The sequence below is a fragment of the Pseudomonas arvensis genome (assembly GCF_056688935.1).
In genome coordinates this window covers 3146667-3173627 of sequence record NZ_CP162038.1, presented here as the reverse complement: position 1 = coordinate 3173627, position 26961 = coordinate 3146667, and the positions used below count along the sequence as shown (strand labels likewise).

The following is a 26961-nucleotide window of genomic DNA, read 5'->3' as shown; positions in this document are numbered from 1 at the left end:
CCGAACGTCGCCGTGCTGACGAACATACAGCTGACAATCTGTGTGATGAAATGACCTCCCGCCGACACGTCGACGGGAGGTTGATGGAATTAAGGCTTGGGCTTTTTCGGCGCCGGTGGTTTTTTCGCCGTTGGTGGCGTCGGCTTGCCGGCAGCGGGTGCTGGCGGCTTGGCTTTGGCCGGCGGCTTGGGGGCGGCCTTGGGCTTGGCGCCCGCCTTGGGTTTGCTCGGCGTCAGCGCTTCAGATTCGGCCAGCTTGCGCGCCATCTCCCAGTGGCGTGCGTCTTCGCCATGGGGTTTACCTTCAGACTCCCAGATCTGATGCGCCAGCTCGCGTATGCGTTTGTCTTCAGTACTCATCACAATGCTCCTCACAGAAAATTTTCAGCTTTCTTGATCATCAGGATTGATAAAGACATTGACCGGGAAATCCCCCAGGGCAGCGCTGATCAACAGCTCCTTGTCTGGTGTGACTGCGCCTGTATGAAAAAGTCCCTTCCAGTATTGAGTTGGTGCGGCGAACGGTAATTTCAGTCGGGTATCGCCCCAAACCTGCGCATTGATCTGGGGATGCACACCGTTATCCAGCAGGTGATGAGGCCAGCGTGGCACCACCACCAGCAGGCGTTTGCCCTGGTGTTCGCGGCAGAATGCGACCACCCGCCCGGCGTGTTGGCCGACCACTTCCAGCGGCGTGTAAGTGCCGCTGCGAAACAGCTCAGGTTGAGCCTTGCGCAAGGCCAGCACCTGGGCAATCAAGGCCTGCTTGATGCGCCCGTCCCGCCAGTTGAACAGCAGTTCGCCGATGTCCGGCGGCGTATCCAGGGCCTGTTGCCGTGCACTGAAATCCACCGGGCGACGGTTGTCCGGATCCACCAGGCTGAAGTCCCAGAACTCAGCGCCCTGGTACAGGTCCGGCACACCCGGCACCGTGATGCGAAGCAAGGATTGCGCCAGCCCATTGAGCGCACCCGCCGGGGCAATCGCCTGGGCGGCCGTCGCAATCGCGGTGCGCAGCGGGCGGCCTTCGTCACTGAGCAGCAGGCGCGACAGAAACGCTTCGACGCCTTGTTCGTAGGCGTCGTTGGGCGCGCTCCAACTGCTGTTCAACTTGGCTTCGCGCAGGGCTTTCTGTTGCCACTGCCACAGGCGTTGTTGATAGCCGTCGAAGTCATCCCCCTGGTCCAGCGGCCAGCTGCCCAGCAGCACTTGGTAGAGGATCAGCTCGTCACCGGCCGATGGCGTGGCGGCATCAGTGCGCAATGGCGCGGCCAGGCTGCGCCATTGCTCAACCTGCTCAACGTACCAGGTGGCGCACTCGCTGAGCACTGCGAGCCGTGCACGGGTGTCTTCGCCGCGTTTGTGGTCGTGGGTGGCGGTGGTCAGCAGGTTATCCGGGAAGGCCTGCAAACGCTGTTGGTTGATCTGATGAAACTCAGCCAAAGGTGCGCTGAACTGCTCGGTGCTGAAACCCACATCATTGCGCGACAGCAGCACCGCCGAGCGATAGAACGCGGTGTCTTCCACGGCCTTGGCGGCGGCGGGCGAGGTCAGTTGCTGGAAGCGTACACAGGCGTGCTTGAGGATCTTGCGCTCCCGGCCCACCGGGCGTTGGCGCCAGGGCTGGCCGCCGAGCCATTTTTCGAGGTGATCGAGCACCGGCCAGTCGCCCTCGCTCAAGGTGGTGCGTGCACCGTCCATGGCCTGCTGGAACACCGCGTCGTCGGCGGCGCTGCGGCCGAGGACGCTGATGTAGGTGCGGTACACCGGGAAGTGCACGATCAGTTCCTGCAAGGCGCGGCGAATCGCGCCCAGGGTCAGGTCGCGGGTCATCACATCGTCGCGGGCCACTTGCAGCAGCGCTTGGGCGACGCTTTCAAAATCCCCGCCCAACGAGCCGTTGAGGATTTGTTGGCGGGCCAGGCGGGCTTCTTCGATAAACGCCGAGGGCCGCTCGGTATGGCGCGTCCACAGTTCGGCCAGCGGTGCAAAACCGTCCGGCTGGTGTTGCAGCAACGACAGTTGGTCCATGAATTCGTAGCCGGTGGTGCCGTCCACGCGCCAGTCTTCACGCAGGGTCTCGCCTTCGCCGAGGATTTTCTCGACAAAGATCGGCAAATGCCGACCTGGCACAAGAGCATCCACCCGGCGACGCAGCTTGCGGCAATATCCACGGGGGTCGGCCAGACCGTCGATATGGTCGATGCGCAACCCATCCACCAAGCCTTGGCTGATCAACTCGAAGATCTTGCCGTGGGTGGCTTCGAACACTGCTGTGCGTTCGACGCGCAGGCCGCCCAGCTCATTGACGTCGAAGAAGCGCCGCCAGTTGATATCGTCCGCCGCCGTGCGCCAGCTCGCCAGGCGGTAGGCCTGTTGCTCCAGCAACTGATGCAGGCGGTTGAAGCCTTCCGGTTGGCGCCCGTCGAACTGGCTCAAGCGCTCTTCAATGGCCGGCATGACTTCGGTGGCGCGCTCGGCGAATGCCTGCTTGAGCCACGCGGCTTCGGCGTAGGCGTCGTCCTGATAGGCGAGGGCGGCGAAACGGTCAGCCATAGGTTTGAGCGTTGCGTCGTTGCCCAGGATCAGTGCGTAATCCCGTGGGCAGATCGGGAAACGATGCTCGTAATGCTCGACATGAAACGCGCCGTGCTCGGCGTCGAAATGCAACGTCAGGGTGCCGGTCTGCAAGGCCTCGCCGTAGTCGCTTCCCAGAAACGGCATCAACAGCTGGCCCTTGAGCAGCGGGTCGGGCGAGTGCCACTGAATATCGAAGAATTCGCTGTACGGACTCAGGCGACCCCACTCCAGCAGGTCCAGCCACCACGGGTTATCGGCACCGCCGACGGCCATATGGTTGGAGACGATATCCAGGATCAATCCCATGTCGTGTTCACGCAGCGCCGCCACCAGGCGGCGCAAGGCCGGCTCGCCGCCGAGTTCCGGGTTGACGCGGGTCGGGTCGACCACGTCGTAGCCGTGCATGGAGCCGGCGCGGGCGCTGAGCAGCGGCGAGGCGTACAGATGGCTGATGCCTAGCTGGGCGAAATACGGCACCAAAGGCACCGCGTCGTCCAGGGTAAAGCCTTTATGAAATTGCAGGCGCTGGGTAGCGCGCAGGGGTAGGGTCTTCATCGGTCACGCTCATGGGCCTGGTTGCGCGCGATGGCCAGCAATTCGAGGCGTCGTGCAGCACCGGCGTTGTCCAGCAAACTTGAAGCTTCACCCGCCAAGCGTCGGCGCCAATTGGGATGGGTGTCGGTGGTGCCGGGCAGGTTGGCTTGTTCTTCGACGCCCAGGGCGTCCTCCAATGGCAACAGCACCAGCGGCGCACGGGTGTGGCCGAGGTAGCGCACGCTGGCGTCGATCATGTGATCGGTTTCGTTGCGAATCTCTTCGACGAAGTTCTGCGGGTCCTGGCTCAAGGCCTGGCGCAGCGCCTGGCGTTCGCGCAGACGGTGTTCGCTCCATTGATCCACGGTGGGCGCATCGATCAGGCCGAGCTGGATGTTCCAGTCGATATCGCGGCTGTGCCACCAGCCGTTGAGCGTGGGCAAATCGTGGGTGCTGGTGGTCGCCAGGGCGTTGTCCGGCCAGTCGAGGATCGGCTTGAACTGGCCGTCATGGCCTTGCTCGAACAGCAACACGCGCATGCCCAGGATGGAGCGGCCGCTGAGTTTTTCGCGCAGGCCTTCGGGCACGGTGCCGAGGTCTTCACCGAGGACGATGGCCTGGTGGCGGTGCGATTCCAGCGCCAACAGGCGTAACAGGTCGTCCACCGGGTAATACAGGTAAGCCCCTTCCCGTGGCGATGCGTCCATGGGGATCACCCACAGGCGCTGCAGGCCCATCACATGGTCGATGCGCAAGCCGCCGGCATGGGCGAAGTTGGCGCGCAACATCTCGATAAAGGCACGGAAACCGTTGCGCTTGAGGCCTTCGGGGGAGAACGCGGAAATGCCCCAGCCCTGGCCGGCGCGGTTAAGGATGTCTGGCGGCGCGCCCACGGTCAGGTCGGCCAGCAACTCGTCCTGGCGACTCCACGCCTGGCTGCCACCGCCGTCGGCGCCCACGGCCAGATCGGCGATCAGACCGATGCCCATGCCACTGCCCTTGGCGGCTTGTTGGGCACGCTCCAGGCACCGGGCGATCAGCCATTGGGTAAAGGCGAAGTAGCCGATCTCTTCACGGTTGTCCTCGGCGAACTGCGCCAGCGCCGGGCTTTGCGGCGTGCGCCACTCTTGCGGCCAGTGGCGCCAGTCGAGCTCTTCGCCGGCAGCTGCGCGGGCGGCTTGCACGGCTTCGAAGCGACAGTGGTTTTCCAGGGCTTCGCCGCCGGCCTGGCGGAAACTCAGGAAGTCCGCATGTTGCGGATGCTGGCCGTGGCGGAAGTCTTCATACAAGGCGCGCAGCAGGCGTTGCTTGGCCTTGGCGGCGGCGGGCCAGTCGATCAGGGCGTGTTGCTCCAGCGCGTGCAGCTCCTCCTCCAGGCCGAGCGCCTCGATGGCGATGCGCACTTCACGTTCGCCGAGGATGCAGCCGGGCGAGGCATACAAGCTGTTAAGGAACAACCGGCTCGACGGCGAATACGGGCTGTAGCGTCCGGTATCGGCGCTGAACATCGCGTGCATCGGGCTGATCGCCAGGGCATCCGCACCGCGTTCGGCGGCCGAACGGGCCAGGTGCTCCAGGGCCAGGGTGTCGCCGAAGCCACCATCGCCCAGGCGGCGCAGCGAGTACAACTGGGCACTCAGGCCCCAGGCGCGGGCGGGTTGGCTGTCGACGGCTTCGGCGACGCTGTAGCAGTGGGTGGGGGCGACGGCGAGGGTGAAGGTCTGGTCGTTGATGTACACGCGGTGATAGCCGAGGGCGATCACGCCGGGCAGCACCGCGTCGCCATCAAGGCGCAGCTCCAGGGTTTCGCCGTTTTCCAGGCTGACGCGGCACGGCGTGTCGGGTTCGAAGTAGCGCGCCAGATCAAGGCCGTGGCCGCTGTCGATGGTCAGCAGCGGCGGCAGGTGTTTGTCTTGCTGCTGTTGTTCCAGTTCCAACAGGCTGGCGTCGATCTCTGCATCGGTGTCGGCAGGGTGGCCCAGACCTTTGAGCACGGCGCGCAGGGCATCGGGTGTCACGCGTTGCGGACGGCCATTGGCGTCGATCCAATCGACGGCAAGGCCCGCGCGGCTGGCGAGGATTTCCAGGTTCGCTTCGCTCAAGGGTGTTCTCCAACAGGGGAAAGGCTGACGCGCGCGCTGTACGGCGGCAGTTGCGCGCCTTGCTCAGCGGGCGTGGCGAAAATAACGTGCTGCGGCGCCGGGTGATTCACGGGCGTGGCACTGAGGTTGAGGTCGATCTGCAACAGGCTGCCGTCGCCCAGGCGCCAGCGCGCGGTGACGGCGCCGTCTGCCAGTACCTGGGCGCCCAGCGCCACGCTGCCGGGCAGGTGCGGCACGAGGTGGCGACGGCGCAGGCTCAGCAGTTGGCGGTAGAGCTGCGCGTGTTCGCTGTCGGCAAACACCGGGGCCGATTGCTCGAAGGTCGGCAGGGCGTTGGGATCGGGTATACGTGCGCGTCGTTCGGGATCCTGGAACGCGGCGAAGTCGGCAAACTCGCTGCGCCGGCCTTCACGCACCGCTTCGGCCAATTCGCCGTGGTGGTCGGTGAAAAACAGAAAGGGTTGCTGGGCGTTGACTTCATCGCCCATGAACATCAGCGGGATCATCGGCGACATCAACAGCAACGTGGTCGCGGCCCTGAGTGCCTGGGGCGTGCAGAGTTGGTGCAGGCGCTCGCCCATGGCGCGGTTGCCGATCTGGTCATGGTTCTGCAAGAACAGCACAAAGGCACTCGGTGGAAGGTGCGCGCTGGGCTCGCCACGGCGATGGCCATGGCGGGTGGTGTCACCTTGGTAGATGAACCCTTCGCTCAGGCAGCGGGCCAGTTTGGCGGTGGTGTCCTGGGCGAAGTCGCTGTAGTAGGCGTCGGTTTCCCCGGTGAGCAGCACATGCAGCGCGTTATGGCCGTCGTCGTTCCACTGTGCATCGAAATCATGCTCCAGCAGGCTGGCCTGGTTGAATTCGTTTTCCAGCACCAGCCATACGTGGCGGCCGGTGTCGACCTGTTGGCGCACCCGTTGCGCCAGTTGTTGCAGGAAACCGGGATTGTCGATGGCGTGCACGGCGTCCAGGCGCAGGCCGTCGAAGCGGTACTCCATCAGCCACATCAGGGCGTTGTCGAGGAAGAAGTCGCGCACCTCGCGGCGCTCGAAATCGATCCCGGCACCCCAGGGCGTGTGCACGTCGTCGCGAAAGAAGCCTCGGGCGTATTGGCCCAAGTAGTTGCCGTCAGGGCCGAAGTGGTTGTAGACCACGTCGAGGATCACGGCCAGGCCGTGTTCGTGGGCGCTGTCGATCAGGTGCTTGAGCTGTTCAGGCGTGCCGTACGAGGAGTGGGGGGCGTAGGGGAGAACGCCATCGTAGCCCCAGTTGCGTTCGCCGGGGAACTGCGCCAACGGCATCAATTCAATCGCGGTCACGCCCAGCTCGGCCAGGCGCGGCAGGTGCTTTTCGACGCCGGCGTAGCCCCCCAGCGCGCCGACGTGCAGTTCGTAGATGACCGCCTCATGCCACGGGCGACCGGCCCATTGGCTGTGCCGCCATTCGTAGGCGAGGGGGTCGACCACCAGGCTCCAACCATGCACATCTGCAAGCTGGGCTCGGGAGGCGGGGTCAGGCACGTCCTTTTCCCCGTCGATGTTGTAGCGGTATCGCGTGCCCGCCGCGCATTTTATTTCTACTTCGAACCAGCCCGCTGCCTGCGGCAGCATGGCGACTGATTTACCGTCTTCCAATTCAACGCTGACATAAAACGCGTCTGGCGCCCACAAGGCAAAACGCGTGTGTTGCGCGTCCAGCATGATTGCGCCGTGGGGCCAGGTTTCCAGAGTCCGTAATGGCATCTATAGAGACCTCCCTTGATTACTTGACTGATTTCCCCAGGGCCTTGGCCACAAGTTGTTCGTAGAGTTCTGCGTAGGGTTCGACCGCCTGGCACCAGTTGAATGGTTGGGTCATGGCCCGGCAACGCATGGCGTTGAGCAGTCCCGGGAAGGCGAAGACCTTGAACGCACGGCTCAGCGCTTCTTCATAGCTTTCCACGGTGGATTCATTGAACAGGAACCCAGTGACGCCGTTCTCGATGGTGTCCGCCAGGCCGCCGGTATTGCGTGCCACCGGCAATGAGCCGAAGCGCTGGGCGTACATCTGGCTCAGGCCGCAGGGCTCATAGCGCGAGGGCATCAGCAGGAAATCACTGCCGGCGAACATGCGGCGGGCGTCGGTTTCGTTGAAGCCGATGCGTACGCCGACCTGGCCCGGAAAACGCAGGGCCAGTTCACGCATGGCCTGTTCTTCTTCCGGCTCGCCGCGTCCGATGATCGCGATCTGGCCGCCGTTCTCGACAATGAAACTGGCGACTGCTTCGGTCAGGTCCAGGCCTTTTTGATAGACCAGGCGCGAGACCACGGCGAACAGCGGGCCAGTGGAGTCGTGCAGGCCGAACAGTTCGCGCACATGGGCGGCGTTGATGGCCTTGCCTTCCCAGTCGCCGATATTGAAGTTGTGGGTCAGGTGTTCGTCGGTGGAGGTTTCCCAACTTTCATCGATACCGTTGGGGATACCACTGAGCAGGCCTTGCTGGGTCTTGGCGGCGAGAAAACCGTCGAGGCCGCAGCCAAATTCCGGGGTGGTGATTTCCTGGGCGTAGGTCGCGCTCACCGTGGTGATATGACTGGAATACGCCATGCCGGCCTTGAGGAACGACATCTTGCCGTAGAACTCCATGCCTTCCTGTTGCAGGGCGTGGGGCGGGATACCCAGCTCCGGTGTGGAGGCGAGGCTGACCACACCCTGGTAAGCCAGGTTATGGATGGTGAACAGGGTCGGCGTGCGTGACCCACGCCAGTGCATATACGCCGGGGCCAGGCCAGCGGGCCAGTCGTGGGCGTGCACCAGGTCCGGGCACCAGTGGATCTGTGCGAGGTTGGCGGCGATGTCGGCGGCGGCAAGGCCCAGGCGGGCGAAGCGGATATGGTTGTCCGGCCAGTCGCGGCCGTTGTTGGCGCCGTAGGGCGTGCCTTCACGCTCGTAGAGTTCGGGGCAGATCAATACGTAGATGACCAGGCCGTCCTTGAGATCCATGCGCCCGATCTTGCACGGCGGCAGCGCGGCGTGACCGCCCAGCTCACCGATGATATGGATCGGGTTGTCGCTTTCCATCACCTGCGGGTAACCGGGGATCAACACGCGCACATCATGCAGGTGGGCCATGGCGCGGGGCAGGGCAGCGGACACGTCGCCCAGACCGCCGGTTTTCACCAGGTCGGCAAACTCGGAGGTGACAAACAGGACTTTCTTTCGATTCGGGTTTTGACTCACGACTGGCCGCACAGTGTTGGGCAGGTCGGCCAATGATGTAGGCCCCCCTGCGGGCTGACTGAAACGCTCTCCCTGAGTATCTACTGCGGCACTGATCATAATGCACTCCCATTTTGTTGGTCGGCTAATGGCCCGCTGCCATTAGCTCCGATTGACCGCATCCTGCGGCCAGGCGCACAAGCACTGTACAAACTGGCAAGGCGTATGCCAGTTGCACGGGTTGTGAAAAAAGATTGGATGGACGGGCATTTGCCGTGAAGCCAACGCGCTCGCCTTACCTTAAAACTGGACCAATGGCAGAGTCTGAAAGTTTCGATTTTTTGCGGGGTTTTTGTTTTGGAACGGACCCATCGGTCATGAGTCTAGGACAGATCCCAGAGCCTGTAGGGTTTCTAGGCAGATTTTGTAGGACAAAATACTTGTAACCAGACATTCAACTGTTATTAACCGATTGGGTGCAGCTGTGTGGTGAGCAGGCTTGCCCTGCGCTGGGCTGTGAAGCGGCCCCATTGGGGCGGCCGCCCCTATGCATGGTGCAGTGAGGCGCCCCGTGTTGGTGCGTCAGCCGAGTACGCGCATGGGCGCCGTTTTGGCCCACGCCTGGATATCCTCAATCATCTGCTCGTAGAACTGCCGGTAATTCTGCGCGCTCACATAGCCCACATGGGGCGTGGCCAGCACATTCGGCAAGTGGCGAAACGGATGATCCAGCGGCAATGGCTCCTCGGCGTACACATCCAGTGCCGCCCCGGCCAGGCGGCCACCGCTTAACGCCTCGACCAGCGCCTGCTCATCCACAATCGGCCCGCGCGCGGTGTTCACCAGTCGCGCCGTGGGTTTCATCCAGCCCAGCGCTTGGGCATCCACCAGCCCACGGCTGCGGTCGCTGAGTACCAGGTGGATGGTAAGGATGTCGGCCTGCTCGAACAGCGCCTGCTTGCTGACCCAGGTGGCGCCAGCTGCGGCCGCACGTTCCGGCGTGAGGTTTTCGCTCCAGGCAATCACGCGCATGCCGAACACCTGGGCGAATTGCGCGACCTTCTGGCCGATGCTGCCCAGCCCGAGAATGCCCAGCGTCTTGCCGTACAGGTCACCGCCCAACCCGACCTGCCAGTCGCCAGCACGCAAGGAGTTGGCCTCGGCCAGCAGGTTGCGGGTGGAGGCCATGATCAACGCCCAGGTCAATTCCGGCGCGGCCTGTTTATAGCTGTCGGTGCCGCAGACCTGAATGCCCAGGGCCTTGGCCGCAGGAATGTCGATCGCGGCGTTGCGCATGCCGCCGGTGACCAGCAACTTGAGCCTGGGCAAGCCCTGTAACAGCGCCTGGTCGAAGGTGGTGCGTTCACGCATCACGCAAATCACTTCGAAGGCTTGCAGGCGCTCGATCATCACGGCGGTATCCGCCGGGTAATCGTGCAGGAAATGCACTTGGCCCACCGACTCCAGTACCGACCAATCCACCACGCCACTGGCCACGTGCTGCCAATCATCAATCACTGCGATCTGTACCGACATTCACGCGTGCCTCGAAAAAAGTTGGATTAAAGGGCGTTCAAGCCCTTCAACAGCGCCTGGTGAAACTTCGCCGCTTCTTCCATCTGCGGCGCGTGGCCCAGGCCGGGAAACTCCACCAGGGTTGCGTGGGGGATCAGCTTGGCCACGTTTTTGCCCAGCACCGCGTAGTTGCCCAGCGTGGCCTTGACCGCTGGCGGCGCGACATCCTTGCCGATGGCGGTGTTGTCGGCCGTGCCGATCAGCAACAGGGTGGGCATCTGCAGGTTCTTGAACTCGTAGTACACCGGCTGGGTGAAGATCATGTCGTAAATCAACGCCGAGTTCCATGCGACCCGCGTATGCCCAGGGCCGTTGCTCAGACCGGCGTACATGTCCACCCAGCGCTCGTACTCCGGCTTCCAGCGGCCGACGTAGTAAGTGTTGAGCTGATACTTGCGAATCCCCTCGGCGCTGACTTTCAGTTCACGGGCATACCACTGGTCGACGCTCAGCGCGGGCACGCCCAGGGCTTTCCAGTCTTCCAGGCCGATGGGGTTGACCAGCGCCAGTTGCTCGGTCTGCTCGGGGTACATCAGCGCGTACCGCGTGGCGAGCATGCCGCCGGTGGAGTGGCCGAGGAGGGTGGCCTTTTGAATACCGAGTTTTTCCAGCAGTTGATGGGTGTTGAGGGCCAACTGCTGGAAGCTGTACTGGTAGTGCTCGGGTTTGCTGGAGCTGCAAAAACCGATCTGGTCCGGGGCGATCACGCGGTAGCCGGCGTCGCTCAAGGCCTTGATCGAGCCTTCCCAGGTGGCACCGCAAAAGTTTTTGCCGTGCATCAACACCACGGCGCGACCATTGGCAGTGCCTTTTGCCGGCACGTCCATATAGCCCATTTGCAGGGATTCGCCTTGGGATTGGAAGTGAAAATGTTCCAGCGGATAGGGGTACTGGAAGCCTTGCAGCTCGGGGCCGTAGGTGGCCGCGAGCGCAGCGGTGGTGCTGGCCGTCAGCAGGCCGGCGACGCAAAAAGCACGGAATAGAGGCATGGGCGGGGCTCCACAAAGGTTGCCTGGATGCTCTTGGCGAGGGATTAAGTGGGGATTAACACCCAGTGCAAGGTCACGGCGGCCAACACTGCATAGCGCAGGCCTTTGGCGAGCGTCACCAGCAGCACAAACCGCCACAGCGGCTCACGCATCACCCCGGCCACCAACGTCAGCGGGTCGCCGATGATCGGCAGCCAACTGAGCAGAAGCGTCCAGTGCCCCCAGCGCTGGTAATGGCGGCGGGCTTTTTCCAGCTGCCGATCGCTGACCGGAAACCAGCGTCGCCCTTTGAAGTGTTCGACCCAGCGTCCCAACCACCAGTTGACCAGCGAGCCGAGCACATTGCCCAGGGTGGCGATGCCCAGCAGCCACCCGAGGCTGTAATGCCCGCTGAGCAACAGGCCCACCAGCACCGCTTCCGATTGCAAGGGCAGCAGGGTCGCCGCACCAAAGGCTGCGACGAACAGCCCGAAGTAACCCATCAGCACCGATCAGTGCGCCGGGTAGTCAGCCACCACCACATCCTTGCCGTCCCGGGTCAGGCCGATGACTTGATAGGCCTCGCCGCGCCCGTCCATTTCCATGCCGGGCGAACCCATCGGCATGCCCGGTGCGGCGATGCCCAGCAGGTCGTCGCGCTTGCGCAAGGCCAGCACTTGCTCGGCGGGCACATGGCCCTCGACAAATTTGCCGTCGATCACGGCGGTGTGGCAGGAACCAAGGCGCGGCGCCACGCCCAGCCGTTGCTTGACCGCGCTCATGTCCGCTTCGACATGGTCGTTGACCTTGAAGCCGTTGCTTTGCAGATGGCTGATCCACTTTTTGCAGCAACCGCAGTTGGCGTCACGGTGTACATCGATGGGGATCAAGTCAGCGGCCTGGGCCAGGGTCGTGGTGAACAGGGCTGAAAGCAGGGCCAATCGCAATGAGGTTTTCATCAGGTTTCCGTCCGATACCAGGCAGTAAGCCGGGCATTCTCCGCGCTTTTTTCGCGGGGACGCCGTGGTAATGTTTCAAAGTTATACAGAGTCGGGGTTTTCCAGCCGCTGCTTGAGCCGGTCCAGCGCCTTGGCCGAAAGCTCGATCATGCGCTCATGCAGGCTGGCCAACTGCAATTCGGTCTCATAGGTCAGGATGCGCTTGAACAGCGTGCCGTCGCGAAACGGCTGGAGGAAGTAGTGGAGGGAGCCATCGACGGCCAGCGAAGTGAACACGGCCTTGAACTCGCTTGGACGCTGGGCGATCTGCACGCGGTAGCTCATGGGTACGCGTACACCGAGCAGGTCGATCATTTCGTTAAAGCGTGCACCGGCGGGGAGTGAGCCGGTGGTACCGGTATCGGCACTGAGGGAGGTGGGGTGCCATTCGTGCCAGCGATCCGGTTGGGTCACATAGCCGTAGACGGCATCGATGGGGGCCTGGATAAAGCGTTCCTGACTGATCCGCTCCAAGCGGACCGACTGCTCGACAACGCGCATGGCACACCTCCTGTGTGGCGGGGCTGACACTTGGAGCTGTCAGAATAGTCCGACTCCCGCGCTTTGCACGGGAGCATTCAGAGAATTGATCAGCGCACTTTAAAGCGGCTCATCAAGGCTATCACCCGGCCATTGGCGTCCAGCAGGCTCTGGGTATTGGTTTCAGTGGCATGGCCACTTTGTACCAGCTCTTCGACCATATGTCGGATCTGCACCATGCTGCGGTTGATCTCTTCGGTCACCGCGCTTTGCTGCTCGGCGGCCGTGGCGATCTGGGTGCTGAGGTTGTTGATATGGCTGACGGAACCGGCCATTTCATCCAGCCCGGTGTTTACCCGCGCCGTGGCATCCGCCGCCGATTGGCAACTGGCCTGGGTGTTTTCCATGGCCGCGACCGACGAACTCACCCCGGCCGTCAGGCGTGCCAGCATCTCGTTGATCTGCGAGGTGCTGGCCTGGGTGCGCGCGGCCAGGGCGCGGACTTCGTCGGCTACCACGGCAAAGCCACGGCCTTGCTCGCCGGCCCGGGCCGCTTCAATCGCGGCGTTGAGAGCCAGCAGGTTGGTCTGGCCGGCAATGGCGCCGATCACGCCGAGGGTTTCGGTGATGCGTGCGGCGTCCTGGCGCATGTTTTCCACGGTGTGGGTGGCGCTGGCGACTTCGCCGATCAAGGCGCTGACGCTGGTGGACGCTTCCCCAACCACCACGCGGGAGCGGTCGGCATGTTCATTGGCGCGCTGGGTGAACGAGGCGGTTTCGGCGGCGTTTTGCGCCACGTTGTCGGCGGTGGAACTCATCTCGGTGATGGCGGTGACGGTCTGGTCGGTTTCCGAGGCGTGGCGCACCAGGATCTGGTTGGTGTGGGCCGAGGTCTGTTGCAGTTGCTCAAGGCCCGACGACATCGCGCCGGTGGCCTGGGTGACCTCGCCGATCATGTTTTGCAGGTAGACGATAAAGCGGTTCACCGAATGACCGATGGCACCCAACTCGTCTTCGGCGCGGATGGTGATGCGCCGCGTGAGGTCGGCATCGCCGGCGGACAGCGCGTCGATGTTGGCTTTCAGGGTCTTCATGCGCTGCACCAGCTGGCGGATCGCATACGCGGCCAGCAACACCAGCAACAACACCATCGGGATCTGCACCAGCGCCAGGCTGCCGAGCACGTCGTCGCGCTGGGCGGTAATCAGCGAAGTGGGCAGGGCGGTGGCGAGGAACCACGGCGTGCCTTCGATGGGGCGCATATAGAACGTGCTGGCGACGCCGCCGTTGTCGAACTCGCCGCGTTGCAGCGCCTGGTCGCGATGAGCCAGGGCTTTGCTGACCTGGGTGGCAAATGCCGAGGTCGCGGTCAGTTCGCTGATGTTCTTCAACACCACCGGGCTGCTCAGGCGCGAGCTGTTGCTGATGATCTTGCCGTCGCCTTCGACGATCAGCATTTGCCCGCCGATGTCTTTTTCCTTGCTGGCGACCAGGTCATTGAAGAAACCCAGGGTCACGTCGATAGTGGCCACGCCATACGCGGCGCCGTCACGCTGGATCGCCATGGCGCAGTTGGTGCGCGGCTCCTGGCTGGCGTCGTCCTTGTAGGCCGCGGCCCAGGCGCATTGCCCGCGTGGCGACGCGAGGCCGCCCTTGTACCAGCTCTGATCGTAATAGTTGGGCGCGGGGTCGCTGTTCCAGAAGGTGTTCACTGCCAGCTTGCCCGACGCATCGCGGTGCCAGAACGTGCTGTGTTTGTTGCGCCCCGGCGTGCGCTGGTTGGGCAGCGGCCAGATGCCGCCGCCGAATACTTTCAGCTCGCCATATTGGTCGACCAGCCCCGGCAGCACCTTGTCGATGGCATCGCTGTCGAGCAACGGGATGGTTTGGGTGATGGTGCGTTGCTGGGCCTGAACCTTGTTCAGTTCGCCCTGAATCTGTTCGGCCACCTCACTGATGCGATTGAGCACCACCTGTTCTTCGGTCTGTCGCAGCTTGGGCGCGACCAACTGGCCGATACCCACGACGGTCAACACGAACAACACCAGGACGAACAGCACCAGAAACAGGGTATAGCGGGCTTGGATAGAGCGCAGTGGGGGCATGGGGCCGTCCTTACGAAGCGTTTATTATCGACGCGGCTTTTTTGGAGCTTCGTAGGGCTATCGGCCTGACAATGCGCAGCTTTAGGTACGTCCGTGCAAGAAAATAGAGGCGCCGCCAGACGGCGCCCCCCTCGTCAGATATCCAGCATCGCCATGACCTCTGCGGGGTAGCGCAGGCCGGCAGTTGCATCGGCCGGAAAGATCGTCTCCAGCGCCGCCAACTCCTGCGCGGTGAGGGCGATTGAGACCGCCGCCACATTCTCTTCCAGGTATTTGCGCTGCTTGGTTCCGGGGATCGGCACGATGTATTCGCCTTGCGCCAATACCCAGGCCAGCGCCAGTTGGCCGGCGGTCACGCCTTTTTCAGCCGCAAGGTTCTGGACCTGCTTTACCAGTTCCAGATTTTTCGCGAAGTTCTCGCCCTGAAAGCGCGGATTGGTGCGGCGATAGTCATCGGCAGCGAAGTCTTCAGGGCGTTTCAGCGCGCCGGTGAGAAAACCACGCCCCAGCGGGCTGTAGGGCACAAACGCAATGCCCAGGCGTTGGCAGGCGGCGAGGCAGCCGTTGTGCTCCTGGTCGCGGCTCCACAGCGAGTATTCACTTTGCAGTGCGCTGATGGGGTGAACCTTGTGCGCCCGTTCCAAGGTAGCGGCCGAGGCTTCGCTCAGGCCCAGATAACGTACCTTGCCTTCCTTGACCAGATCAGCCATGGCGCCAACGGTTTCTTCGATGGCGACCTGCGGGTCGATGCGGTGCTGGTAGTACAGGTCCAGAGTATCTACGCCAAGGCGTTGCAGGGTGCCGTTGATCGAATCGCGGATGTATTGCGGGCGGCCGTTGACGCCGCGCAGGGCTGGGTTCGCCGGATCGCGGACGATCCCGAATTTGCTGGCCAGGAACACCTGGTCGCGCTTGCCGGCGATGGCCTTGCCGATCAGTTGCTCGTTGGTGTGCGGGCCGTACATGTCGGCGGTGTCGAGGAAGTTGACCCCCAGTTCCAGGGCGCGGTGCAGGGTGGCGGTGGCTTCGGTGGTGTCGCTGTCGGGTGCGTAAAAGTCAGTCATGCCCATGCAGCCGAGGCCGATGGCGGAGACGCGAGGGCCGTTTTTACCGAGTTGACGAGTGTGCATGGGTTGAGCTCCTGTTGATGAAGGCGTTCATTGTTACTCTCGACAAAATCGGGATAAACAGGCTAAAACCACTATCACTGTTCGTAATATCTAAACAATCCACACAGGACGTGCCCTTTGGACCGTTTCAACGCCATGCGCGTATTCACCCGGATCGTCGAGCTGGGCGGCTTCGCCAAGGCCGCCGACAGCCTGCAACTGCCTCGCGCCTCGGTGACCGTGCTGATCAAGCAACTGGAGGCGCACCTGGGCGTGCAATTGTTGCAGCGCACCACGCGCCAGGTCAGCCCGACCCTGGACGGCGCCGCGTATTACCAGCGGTGTGTGCAGTTGCTCACGGACCTGGAGGAAACCGAAGCGGTGTTCTCCACCCAGCGCCAAAACCCGCGCGGCACCTTGAGCATTGATATGCCGGCGGGTATCGGCCGCTACCTGGTGATCCCGGCCTTGCCGACATTTACCGCCCGGTATCCGCAGATCGACTTGGAAATCGGCCTGAACGATCGTCCGGTGGACCTGATTCGCGAAGGTGTGGACTGCGTGCTGCGTGGCGGGCTGGCACTGGACGAATCCCTGGTGGCGCGGCCGTTGGCAATGATGGATCAAATCACCCTGGCCAGCCCTGCGTACCTTGAACGCATGGGGGTGCCCGAAACCCTGGAAGACCTGGCTCGGCATCAGATGGTCGAGTACGTCTCCAGCGCCAGTGGCAAGCGCTTCGGCCTGGAGTTCGAGCTTGGCGCCGAACTGCGTCTGGTCAACCTGGCCAAGCGCGTCGCCGTCAACAGTTCCGACGCTTACTTCGCGGCGTGCGAGGCTGGGTTCGGTTTGATCCAGGCGCCGCATTATCACGCCATGCGCCAATTGGCCGAAGGCATACTGGTGCATGTGTTGCCCGGTATCCCGGTGCCGAAAATGGCGCTGACTGCCCTGTATCCGCCGCACCGTCAGCTGTCACAGCGGGTAAGGGTGTTTGTAGATTGGTTGGTTGAGCTCTGTGCGCAGCCCGGCACCGGCTTGCAGCGCCAGGCCTGCGGTAATCACCCATGTGGAGGCTAGGCGTAGATATGCAGGTCGCCAGGGCGGTCGGTTCCACTGAGGGGGTTTTGAGGGTTGGGGACGTTAACGGTATCCCTGAGTCCTACGGACACATGGGGAGGCTTGTTCTGGAACACACCGATGCCAATACTTCCCGTCATCTCGGCCAGCCCAGGTACACCTTCGGAGGTCTTCATATGGGAGTGGCCGACCAAGGCGACCCACTTTTCCGTGCCTGAGTTGGCCTGGATCACTTCAGAGGCATAGTAGTTGAATTCCTCAAGCCTGCGCGCCGATCCCGACCCGGCTTGGGTGAGGCCAAGTCTTGCGTCTTTGTGCCGTGTCAGATAGTAGTGATCCAGGGGCAGTACCTCGATGCCGTTCAACTCCAGTTTGGCTTTGAGCTCCTTGAACGTCGGGCCTGTACGCGGCGTGCTGGCCGCCCCGAGATTGCCAATACCATCGTCCACGACTCCCTTGCCGGGTAGCTCGATGACACCCTCGAAATAGACTTTTTTAACCCCTTGTTGTTTGAACGTATCAACGTTGTCGAACAGCGTTTTGAAGCTGGCCATCTCGCGATGAGATTCTCCAAACACGATGCCATCGGAGACCTTCAGCGCTTCTGTGATCAAGTCCTTGGCGGGCACGGGCTTGGGAATCGCTGGAATGCTCGGACGTGGTGGTAGGCCTCCGTGCTTTAACGCGTTATACGTCTGGTCCATTTCCCCGAGAAATTTTTTGAAGGTTTCATCCTTCCCGTTGCCGCGCAGAAAGTGCCCCGGCTCCAGCCTCCCTTTCATGCTTTCCACATAGCTGCCTACGGGGAGCGGCACTTGTTTGAGGGGGCGGCGGCGAGCGCTTCGATCCAACGGGTTGTGCCGAACGCCGTCGGTGCTTTTAGGGGGGGTGGCATGGGTCGGTGCGAGGGTGTCGCTGGGGTTGAACGTGTCAAGCGGCGGCCCATATGGCTGCCGTGAGTGGGTATCCGCCGCGTACCATTTGCCGTCGTGCAACACTGCACTGCCTTCCAGGCGTCTTCCCCCCTGCGTGAAGACGCCGATTGCCGCGTCGTCAAACCCGCGACTGGCCTCTATCAAGTCGCTGCCTCTGAGCATGCCTTTGAGTCGGTGAATACCCTCGCCGGCAGTGCTCGCGCTAACCAAGGCCAGTTTGCCTGCACCCACAGCGACGTCGCCCACACCGCTCAAGGGGTTAAAGGCGCTTAAGGCATTCACCCCGATTATTCTGGTGCCTCGCGCCACTTTGGCGAGGGTTGAGGCAACCGTGCTTGCACCTTTTGCCACTTTTGCCACCGTAGCAATGCCTGCGGTAATAAAGCCAAAGATGTCGAACGCGAGGTCCCCAGCGGCGTCCTTGTAGTGACCTGCACGAAAATTGACGATGGCGGATCTCAAGGGGACAAGGTCCAGCAAGAACTCCCCGACAGCGTCCAGCGTGTCACGGTTTTGTTCGGCAGATGTTCTGCCCGCGGCTTGACGCTTAACGGCGTCACTGTCTATGCCCTCGGCGTTGACCACTGCCTGGGCGATTTGTCTGATGCGCGAATTGGTAAAGGTGTTGGCCTTGGCATTGCCGCGTGTTTGTGCTGTTTCCAGTTCACTTAATGCTGCGCCGACGGGGAACGCTTCGATCTTGGTGACCTCACTCGGCCCAGGCTGGTCAGGGCCTATTCGGCTTCTGGCAACTTTCTTGATCGTCGACGTTGTGGTGTCGAATTCGTAAACATGCTTTTCCCCGTTGTAATCTGCTTGCATCAATATTTTGGGGCTGGTGTGGAACAAGGTGTCTTTGACGAACGGAAGCGCGGAGATTCGGTAGGAGTTCTCTTTGTAGAAACCCAGTTTTGCCTTGTTAAGAATATCTCGGTCTGCCAAAGGCAGAAGGGTGATGGCATTCATCAAGGCGTAATGCTTGATTTTTTTGTACTGGCTCGTCACCGCGGTGAACTTTTTATCGAACTCACTGGGTACGTTGAATGACGCGCTGTTAGTGAAGCGGACGACAGCTTGCAGGTTGATATCGTCACGCGCTGGAACGAACCTCCAGTCGTGAGCATTGATTTTGAGCCCCTGCATGACGATATCCACCAACGAGTAGTAGGTAGCGGTTCGTCCTACGAGCAAGAAATTTGGCATGAAGCAGAGGTTTTTTTCTTCAAACCACGGTTTATCCCCAAAGGTTTTTTTGAGTAATGCGAGCGCCATTTCTTTGCGGTTCGGCAGGGGCGCGTCGAGCAAACCGGATGCCTCTTTCAAGGCTTCATGTTGTGTGTTGAAGACACTGCGAGCTTCCTCAATATCTTCTGTGGAATAGAGCGCCTCATCTGCGCGCGGGAGCACTTGGTTGGCCACACTCCAGTCAATCAGCACGGCTTTTTTAGTTGCCTCGCTCGTCTCGCTTGTCTGGCCGGCTGCGAGCATGACTTCGCTGAAGCTCATGTGGACCGACTTACCCGGCGTGTCGGCTTCGATACCGGCGACTGCAAGACACAAATGGGCCCACGCCTGACTGCCGTAGACCACTGTCGCAGGGATGTCTTTGACCAGGAACTGCGGAGCAACGCGCGTCAACAGCAATCGGGCTGCCAAGGGGGCGGTGGCTGACGCTGTTCGACCGCTGCTGCTCAGGTGGTTCGCCAAGGCGTCGACGACGGCGGCGGGCGAATGGCCCCAGTGACGCTCGGCTGCCAGGTCAAAGCCTGCCACCTTATTCCGCTCGGGTTGCTCAAGCGCTTCGGAGTCAAGGCCCAGATGGATGGCGGCCAACACATAATCATTGACGCTGCTGTCTGTGGCGATGCCGCCAACGCTGGCTTGAATAGCTGCGCCCAGCGCCGCAGCACGGGGGGTGTCGAGAAGCTGTTCCAGTGCGGCGGCGGGGTCTTGCAGCGCGGTCGGGGAGAGTGTGACGGCATCGGTCAGGTAATCCAGCGCGCCGGCGCGGGCGCTGGTCAGCGGCAGGCCGGGCAGGTTTGCACTGTTACATGCAACGACGTCGTACACCGTGCGTTGATGCTCCACGCTCAACGGCAGCGCCCAGGACAGGGCGCCCCCGAAGTTGCCCAATGGATGTTGCAGGGTGTGATCGGACAGTGCCAGGGCGGTGTTTTTGAGTTCTTCCCAGGTTTTCGGCATGTAGGCGCACGTGGCGCGGATGAGTGACTCAAGATTGGCAGTGTGTGCACTTGCGCCGGCTGTATCCGGATCAAGCGGCAGGTGTGTGCTGCGCAAATAAGCGGCCAGTGCCTCGGGCGTCGCGTCTTCCCCGAGTTTTTCCACCGCGGTGTGCAGCGCCTGGGCCAAGGCGTGCACGTTACGCCTGTCGCCCAACCGGTCTTTCAGGGCTTGGCGCCCGTCCGGTTGTACCTGTTCAGTTTGCGCTGTGAGGTGCAACGAGGAGCTTTGTGTCGGGGCGAGCTCAAGGAGAAAGGGGAGGGGCTGCGGGAAAATACGAGGTGAAGTGCTGAGAAAATTCATCGTGATTGACCTTTATGGCGCGCAAATGTCGGCGCTACGAAAGCCAAATCACTGGTGGCCTGAGCGCATTAGTCTGTGCGCGTTTCAGGCGTTGCAGTTCCCGGGGTGGTCCTTACGTATGTAAGTGAACGAAACGATGAGGTGTTACTTTTCCTTTTGTCAGGGCAGGGGCGAGCTGAACCTCAATACCGGACAAGCCAAAGCTTTTCATCACCTGTAACATAAGGCCATGCCGACCTCAGTGGATTCCCGACGCGGGGCCATGCAGGGATTAAATTTTTCAGGTTCAGGAACCCGTCATGACGCAAAAGCAACGTTTGAAATATTCGCTTCTGATTGCCCTGGCTGTACTGGGGACGATGTTTGGTCTGTCCTACTTGCAGAACACCGGGGTCATCAGTGAGAAAACGTTCCAGACCATCGCCATTGCCGTCGCGGTGATCGTGGTGGTGATCAACGGCATCATGCGCCGCAAGGTCAAGCTCTGAACATGTAGGTCGGGGCGTGAAGCGCTGACTTCAGGCCCGCCCTTCGAGCACCTTGGCAGCCTCTTCATGGAGGCTGTAGCTCTTATCGGCATTGAGGGTGATCACGCCTTCGCTGCACAGGCGCTTGAGCACTTCGCGCACGCTGAGAAACGACAACGGGATGCCCAGCTCCAGCAAATGGCTGTGCACGCCGCGTACCCCAAGGGTGCGCTGGTTGTCGGCAGCGGTGAGCAGGGCGTCGATCACCTTCAGCCGAATCAGGCTGGTGCGCAAACCGAAACACTTGAGCAAATGGCGAATACGCTGGTTGCCTTGCTGTTCGGGCGTTTTGCCGAACGCTTGCGTGCCGCCGCCAAAATTGACGTCGGCAACCGATGAATGTCCGTCCGTGGGCACTTGCGGGTTGTACATGCAAAAACTCCTTATCAGAGCCTGATCAGGAAAATGATGGCGCTCTTATTTAATAAGACGAACGAGCGAGCAAAATCATGAAGTGTTGGATGTAGAAATTTCGTCAGTGTCGGTTTTGTCACAACCCACGTCCTTCAGATAAAGCTGCCACGCGGCTAAATTTCTCCCGGTTTTATGCGTTCTTACGGTGGGGTAACTGCCCCCGGTGAGGGTGTTCAATTTGACTGTGGAGTCTGCGTGATTATTTCCAACGGGTTGTCCAGGGTAGGTATCGCAGGGTTGCTGCTGGGGTTGAGCCTGGCCGCATCGGCGCGCGAGCAGGTGATGCAGGCGTCGGCAGATATTCGCCGTACCAGTTATGGGGTGCCGCATATCCTCGCCAGCGATGAGCGTGGCCTGGGCTTCGGCATCGGTTACGCCTATGCCCAGGACAATCTGTGCCTGCTGGCCAATGAGGTGGTCACGGTGAATGGCGAGCGGGCAAAGTTTTTCGGCCCCGATCAGTCGACCCTGGAAGAACGCAACAATTTGGCCAGCGATGTGTTCTTTACCTGGCTGAATACGCCAGAGACGGTGGCGGCCTTCTGGAAAGCCCAGACCCCTGAAATAAAAGACCGTATTCAAGGGTACGTCGCCGGCTATAACCGCTATCTGAAAGAGCAGGGCGCCCCTGCCCAGTGTCAGGCTGCGTGGGTAAGGCCGCTGGAGGCTGAAGATCTGGTGAAGTTGACCCGCAGGCTGCTGGTGGAGGGCGGTGTCGGCCAATTCGCCGAAGCGCTGGTGGGCGCAGCGCCGCCTCAAACCACGGCCAGCGTGCAGCCTACCGCCAAGGCGTTTGAACTGGCGGCCGCCAACCAGCAGCGCTTCACCCTGGATCGCGGCAGTAACGCCGTGGCGGTGGGCCGTGATCGTTCGTTCAATGGGCGCGGCATGTTGCTGGCCAACCCGCATTTTCCATGGGTCGGTGGCATGCGCTTCTATGAGATGCACCTGACCATTCCAGGCCAACTGGATGTGATGGGCCCCGCGCTGCCGGGCCTGCCGGTGGTCAATATCGGCTTTAACCAGCACGTGGCGTGGACCCATACGGTCGACACCTCCAAGCACTTCACCGTGTACCGCCTCACGCTGGATCCGAAGGATTCGACGCGCTATATGCTCGATGGCAAATCCATCCCCCTGGAAAAAACCTCGGTGACGGTGCAGGTCAAACAAGCGGACGGCAGCCTCAAACCCGTGGTTCATCCGGTGTACAGCTCGCAGTTCGGCCCCGTCGTGCAATGGCCCGGCAAACTGGACTGGGACAGCCACTACGCTTTCAGCCTGCGCGACGCCAACCTCGGCAACGACCGCGTCCTGCAACAGTGGTACGCGATGAACCGCGCCGGCAGCCTTAAAGCGCTGCAAACGTCAGTGCACACCCTGCAAGGCATTCCGTGGGTCAACACCCTGGCTGCCGATGACCAGGGCCAGAGCCTGTACATGAACCTGTCGGTGGTGCCCAACGTCAGCGCGGCCAAGCTCGCCCAATGCAGCGACCCGCGTGCCGGCCTGCAAATGATCATGCTCGACGGCGCCCACAGCGCCTGCGCCTGGGACGTCGACCCGCACGCAGCCCAGGCCGGTATCTTCCCGGCCGACCAACTGCCGCAACTGGAGCGCACCGACTACGTGCAGCACTCCAACGACTCAGCCTGGATGGTCAACCCCAAGGCGCCGCTGACGGGCTTTTCACCCGTGATCAGCCAGGACAATATCGGCCTGGGCCCGCGCGCCCGATTTGCCCTGCAACGCCTGCACTCCCTGGAAAAACAACCGATCAGCGTTGCCGATCTGCAAAACATGGTGATGGACAACGAGGTATACCTGGCCGGCCAAGTCATGCCGGATTTGCTGGCGTTCTGCGCCAAGCACCTGGGCACCGACGCGGCTGTGCTCAAACCACTGTGCACCAGCCTCAACGATTGGGACCGGCACGCCAACCTCGACAGCGGCCTGGGCCTGGTGCACTTCATCAACCTGGTGGACCAACTGGAGCAAATCCCTGATGCCTGGCGCGTGGCGTTCGACCCGGCCCAACCCCTGACCACACCGCGTGGCCTGGCCATCGACCGAGCGCCCGTCGCCAAGGCGTTGCGCGAAGCCATGCTGGCCTCCACCGCCGACGTCGCCAAGCTGGGCCTCAAGCCGGGTAGCAAATGGGGTGATGTCCAAGTCAGCGGCCAGACCCCGATCCACGGCGGCCCCCAGGAACTGGGGATCTACAACGCCATGCAAACCGTGCCCCGTGCCGATGGCAAGCGTGAAGTCGTCAGCGGCAGCAGCTACCTGCAAATCGTCACCTTCGACGACCATGGACCACAGGCCCAAGGCGTACTGACGTTCTCCCTGTCCAGCAACCCCGCATCGAAATACGCCAAGGACCAGACCCAAGCCTTCTCCGAGAAAAAACTGCGCCCACTGCCGTTCACCGACGCCCAGATCAAGGCCGACCCGCAGTACCAGACGCAGCGCATCAAGGAGTAGGGCAGGCACGCAACTCCTTGATGCCAATGCGAAATATTTTTGAAATCAAGGGGTTGCAGGCATTGGCAAATGAGTACATAATGGCGCCCATAGAAAGCAACGAAGCATTAAAAACTTCAATGTATTCAATGAGTTAGAGTAGAGGCATGGCTTTATAGCCCACTCAAGTTTTTATGCGGTGAATGTCAGCAACCAGGGCATTGATCGTTTGAGGCCGAGTAGCAAAATGGTTATGCAGTGGATTGCAAATCCACCTACGCCGGTTCGATTCCGACCTCGGCCTCCACTCTTAAAGCCCCGTAGATCAATGATCTACGGGGTTTTTTATTGCCTGCGATTTAAGAAGTGTTCCGCAACTTTTGGGATGTGTTCCGCAACACCGAGCTATTTTCTCATTACGGCCAGCGTCGTGGGGGTTACCCGTAGCACTGACCTTCGTACAAAAGGGTTAATGCTGAAGCTCAATCAGCGGTTCCAGGTGCGGATTTTGGCTACTAATTCTGTGATCTCTTTTTCCAGTTCGGGACGAAAAGTGAGATTGCCTTTTGTTAAGTGTTCTGCATATGCGAAGGCTTTACTGTGCTTGTTGGTGTAGTCTTTTGCGCGAGATATACCATTTGAGAGGAGATAATCCTGAATGGAATCATATTCCCCGATCTGTGGTAACCCAGTGCGTTCATGGACCGCCTCAAATGATTCCTTTGGGATGTAATTTTCAATTTCTTTACACCGAGTTACCCATACCATTGCACGAGTTCCCGCGACTTCATTGATCAACTGAGACACTCTTGGCTTCAGCGTGCCATTAGGGGCTCTACGATCACTATCACATACGAAGGCGAAATTACGGTTAATCTTGAAGGCGCTGATTGCTTCTCTTATTTCAGTGTCAGAGGGGCTGGCATTAATGTTTGCTAGGACACTTCCGCCGTAGAATACAAATTGAAAGTGGCGGCCCTCGTTTAGTTCGCCATTACTCCATAATTCGATCCATTTCTTTATAAATACTCTATCCGAGGGGCCTTCTACCCATATCAATCCGTTAGATTGCAATAGGTCACTGGCCCGCACGCCAAGATCATCAAGAACTCCATACCCACCCATATCTCCATCATAAATAGTACCTGTAACACCATCATCGCCACGCAATACGTGCAAGATTTGCGAATGCTCAGAGTCACCAAATATATCAATGGCAACATTTGAATGTGTGGTTAGGAATATATGGCACTCATTGGTGATCGCGAATTCCTCCAGGTACATGAATAAGTTTCTTTGTAGCGCAGGGTGAAGGTTGTTCTCTAGTTCTTCCAGTGAAAATATATACTTTTGAACTGGTTTTTTTTCAAAGTCAGGACGAACCAGTAGATTTAGAAGCGTTAATATTACGGTTTTAAGCCCGCTTCCAGAAGCTGATAAGGCGATTGGGCCCTTGCTTTTCTCCCCGAGAAATACTTCCCACTTTTCATTGTCGGAATGATAGCGAGTAGTTATTTCATTGAACTCTATATCTGGTGAAAATATTTTGTTAAGTGCGCTCAGTAGTTTTCCTTGGATAAAGGATCTATCAAATTCAACGTGCTGGAGGTATTTGTGGATTGTTTCTGTTGCGCCAGTGCCATTGCTCGATATTTGCATTGTAGATGTAATGGCTTCTGGTATTACATCGCGGTCAGCATCCAATCTTATATGTGTGTGTAAACGTAGTGCTGAGCTTGGATGGGTAGATGTTAACTGCTTGATTTCTTCGGCAGACGCCGGAACACTAACTCTGACAATCTCCATTTTATTTGTTGATATTTCTTTCCAGGTTAATGTGGCATCTACGAATTTTTTTCCGTGATCGTGCCAATAATTGCCTCCTAGTACTCCTCCGCTCGTGTTGGCGGGGAACAGGCTCATTAGACTTCGCTCGTCAAGATTTTCCGAGATTTCTATACAGTCATTAATGTTTGATTTGTTTGCATAGTTTGCGCACAGGTAGTCCAGGGCGTGCAATAATGCTGACTTTCCTATGTTGTTGCGTCCCACAATAACGTTTATTGATTTGATTTTGTTAAGGCCTGCGCCTGTCGAGCCGAAGCTTTTATACGTTCTGAGATGGAATCCTGTGTTTATTGTCATGCTTTGCCGCCCTGGCCGTTTGTGTGTGGTTTGAAGTTTAGCTATAGCGTACCCGTTATTCTCCATTTATTAAAGTTTAGGGTTGGTTCGGGGCTAGAGGGCGGCTCAAAGGGTTTTTAATTGGTGTTCTGTAGTCTCCTATTTAGTTGGGTTCACTATTTCACCAACACGTCGATAGACTCTCTTTGTCATTTCTTCGGTCGAGTGTCCAAGTAACCGGCTCGCGTGCTCCAGCTCGATTTCGCTGGCAGCTTTCGGGCGGATGTCTTTGAACTGGAGTTGGCGGATTAGCGTGGCCAAAGCGGAGTCGCCATCGGCTCCGGCTTTGATTGCGGCATTCTCCCTGGCTTCGTCCCATCGGTTACGAAGCATCTGCTGGCTCATCCGCAAGCCCGATGAATTGGTAATGAGCGTCGAAGTTTTGATGCCGCTGATGTTGCGGCGTTCCTGAAGGTCAGTGATAAAGGCGCTGAGAGATGAAACTACACCTTCGTCTTCAAGGCGTAGACGCAGCTTCTTCGAAGTTTTCCCCTGTTTCACCATCAAGAATCCGGCGTTCAAATCAGTGGCGGCCACTCTGAGCACGTCGGCTGGTCGCTGACCTGTTAGGTAGGCCAGGTCCATCGCGTCCTTCAGTTCCTGCGGTGCTTGCTCGTAGACTGCGTTCCAAACAATTTCTCCTACGTAGAAGTCACGCGGGGTTTCTTTGTTTCTTCGCAGACCGAAGCACGGGTTTGCCTTGTCCGTCAGACCCATTCTCGGGCGAAAGTGAACATGGTCGAGAGCAGCGCAATCTCTCGGTTGGCGCGAACTTTAGCCTTCCTTGCATTCCGATATTGAGCAATGACCTGCGGAGTCATGGCAGCAAGTGGGGCGCCTGTGAAAGCCTTTTTAAGCTGCCGCAGGCCTTTCTGATAGTCGTCCTGGGTGCCCTTCGTCAGCGTGGGTATGACCTTAGATTCATATTCCTCAAACAGTCGGTCCATTAAGCGCGCGGGAGAGGGTATCGCTTTGCGTTCAAGGCGTGCCCATTCGACCTTCGCGTCGTCAAGATCACTGCCCAGCGGGATCTCCTTGCGTTTGCCCTCGGCGTCCCTGCCATTGTAATAATACCCGATCCAGACTTTTCCGCTCTTGCGCGTATGGCTTCGGTGGATCATCCGTGGCGGTAGATCCAAGTTGGCTGCATTTTTCCGACGCATTGA

18 protein-coding genes, 1 tRNA gene and 1 pseudogene are annotated in these 26961 nt (G+C 60.0%); 4 read left to right on the top strand and 16 right to left on the bottom strand.

Annotated features, from left to right (window positions below):
• Positions 1-89: 89 nt before the first annotated feature.
• The 12 genes from AB3G88_RS14170 to AB3G88_RS14115 form a co-directional block, all read right to left on the bottom strand.
• On the bottom strand, positions 90-359 hold the full coding sequence (locus AB3G88_RS14170) for a DUF2934 domain-containing protein (protein WP_250925180.1): 270 nt from the start codon (positions 357-359) through the stop codon (positions 90-92).
• A gap of 24 nt (positions 360-383) precedes the next feature.
• Positions 384-3134: a malto-oligosyltrehalose synthase gene (locus AB3G88_RS14165; RefSeq protein ID WP_480450275.1), complete on the bottom strand. Its 2751-nt coding sequence runs from the start codon at positions 3132-3134 to the stop codon at positions 384-386.
• Positions 3131-5215 carry a 4-alpha-glucanotransferase gene (gene malQ / locus AB3G88_RS14160; protein WP_480450273.1) on the bottom strand — a complete coding sequence of 695 codons (2085 nt, stop codon included), beginning with the start codon at positions 5213-5215 and terminating at the stop codon, positions 3131-3133. Before malQ ends, AB3G88_RS14165 begins: the two co-directional genes overlap by 4 nt.
• Positions 5212-6957, bottom strand: a complete 1746-nt coding sequence (gene treZ, locus AB3G88_RS14155; RefSeq protein ID WP_480450271.1) for a malto-oligosyltrehalose trehalohydrolase — start codon at positions 6955-6957, stop codon at positions 5212-5214. The genes malQ and treZ overlap by 4 nt, the downstream gene beginning before the upstream one ends.
• A gap of 19 nt (positions 6958-6976) precedes the next feature.
• Positions 6977-8533 carry a glycogen synthase GlgA gene (gene glgA, locus AB3G88_RS14150; RefSeq protein WP_099585292.1) on the bottom strand — a complete coding sequence of 519 codons (1557 nt, stop codon included), beginning with the start codon at positions 8531-8533 and terminating at the stop codon, positions 6977-6979.
• A 462-nt stretch (positions 8534-8995) separates the two neighbouring features.
• A complete protein-coding gene (locus tag AB3G88_RS14145; RefSeq protein ID WP_480450268.1) occupies positions 8996-9949 on the bottom strand; it encodes a D-2-hydroxyacid dehydrogenase family protein in 954 nt (317 codons plus the stop codon).
• A gap of 26 nt (positions 9950-9975) precedes the next feature.
• The gene (locus AB3G88_RS14140; RefSeq protein WP_480450266.1) at positions 9976-10977 is read right to left on the bottom strand and encodes an alpha/beta fold hydrolase; all 1002 of its coding nucleotides are present in this window, start codon (positions 10975-10977) and stop codon (positions 9976-9978) included.
• 44 nt (positions 10978-11021) lie between these two features.
• Positions 11022-11465, bottom strand: a complete 444-nt coding sequence (locus AB3G88_RS14135; protein ID WP_480450264.1) for a YqaA family protein — start codon at positions 11463-11465, stop codon at positions 11022-11024.
• Between the two features lie 3 nt (positions 11466-11468).
• A complete protein-coding gene (locus AB3G88_RS14130; RefSeq protein WP_112195496.1) occupies positions 11469-11915 on the bottom strand; it encodes a DUF411 domain-containing protein in 447 nt (148 codons plus the stop codon).
• Between the two features lie 81 nt (positions 11916-11996).
• The gene (locus AB3G88_RS14125; protein WP_480450261.1) at positions 11997-12455 is read right to left on the bottom strand and encodes an SRPBCC family protein; all 459 of its coding nucleotides are present in this window, start codon (positions 12453-12455) and stop codon (positions 11997-11999) included.
• A gap of 89 nt (positions 12456-12544) precedes the next feature.
• Positions 12545-14539 carry a methyl-accepting chemotaxis protein gene (locus AB3G88_RS14120; protein ID WP_480450259.1) on the bottom strand — a complete coding sequence of 665 codons (1995 nt, stop codon included), beginning with the start codon at positions 14537-14539 and terminating at the stop codon, positions 12545-12547.
• 134 nt (positions 14540-14673) lie between these two features.
• Positions 14674-15669 (bottom strand): aldo/keto reductase, encoded by a 996-nt coding sequence (locus tag AB3G88_RS14115; RefSeq protein WP_480450257.1) that lies wholly within the window; start codon positions 15667-15669, stop codon positions 14674-14676.
• A 117-nt stretch (positions 15670-15786) separates the two neighbouring features.
• On the opposite strand from AB3G88_RS14115, the gene AB3G88_RS14110 reads away from it, so the two are divergent.
• Complete coding sequence (locus tag AB3G88_RS14110) at positions 15787-16728, top strand: LysR family transcriptional regulator (protein WP_158876224.1); 942 nt, start codon at positions 15787-15789, stop codon at positions 16726-16728.
• Here the strand turns inward: AB3G88_RS14110 and AB3G88_RS14105 are convergent.
• Positions 16725-20207, bottom strand: a complete 3483-nt coding sequence (locus tag AB3G88_RS14105; RefSeq protein WP_480450255.1) for a membrane-targeted effector domain-containing toxin — start codon at positions 20205-20207, stop codon at positions 16725-16727. The genes AB3G88_RS14110 and AB3G88_RS14105 overlap by 4 nt on opposite strands.
• A gap of 299 nt (positions 20208-20506) precedes the next feature.
• On the opposite strand from AB3G88_RS14105, the gene AB3G88_RS14100 reads away from it, so the two are divergent.
• Positions 20507-20695: a hypothetical protein gene (locus AB3G88_RS14100; RefSeq protein WP_099585282.1), complete on the top strand. Its 189-nt coding sequence runs from the start codon at positions 20507-20509 to the stop codon at positions 20693-20695.
• Between the two features lie 30 nt (positions 20696-20725).
• On the opposite strand, the gene AB3G88_RS14095 is transcribed toward AB3G88_RS14100, so the two are convergent.
• A complete protein-coding gene (locus tag AB3G88_RS14095) occupies positions 20726-21106 on the bottom strand; it encodes a fe2+ zn2+ uptake regulation protein (protein WP_099585281.1) in 381 nt (126 codons plus the stop codon).
• Between the two features lie 237 nt (positions 21107-21343).
• Between AB3G88_RS14095 and pvdQ the strand changes: the two genes are divergently transcribed.
• Entirely contained in the window at positions 21344-23632 is a 2289-nt protein-coding gene (gene pvdQ, locus AB3G88_RS14090) for a bifunctional acylase PvdQ (protein ID WP_480450252.1), read from the top strand.
• Positions 23633-23844: 212 nt separating this feature from the next.
• A tRNA-Cys gene (locus AB3G88_RS14085) sits at positions 23845-23918 on the top strand.
• Between the two features lie 179 nt (positions 23919-24097).
• Here the strand turns inward: AB3G88_RS14085 and AB3G88_RS14080 are convergent.
• Both AB3G88_RS14080 and AB3G88_RS14075 read right to left on the bottom strand, forming a co-directional pair.
• Complete coding sequence (locus tag AB3G88_RS14080) at positions 24098-25534, bottom strand: ATP-dependent nuclease (protein WP_480450250.1); 1437 nt, start codon at positions 25532-25534, stop codon at positions 24098-24100.
• Between the two features lie 360 nt (positions 25535-25894).
• Positions 25895-26958 (bottom strand): annotated as a pseudogene (locus AB3G88_RS14075) (tyrosine-type recombinase/integrase).
• Between the last annotated feature and the right edge of the window lie 3 nt (positions 26959-26961).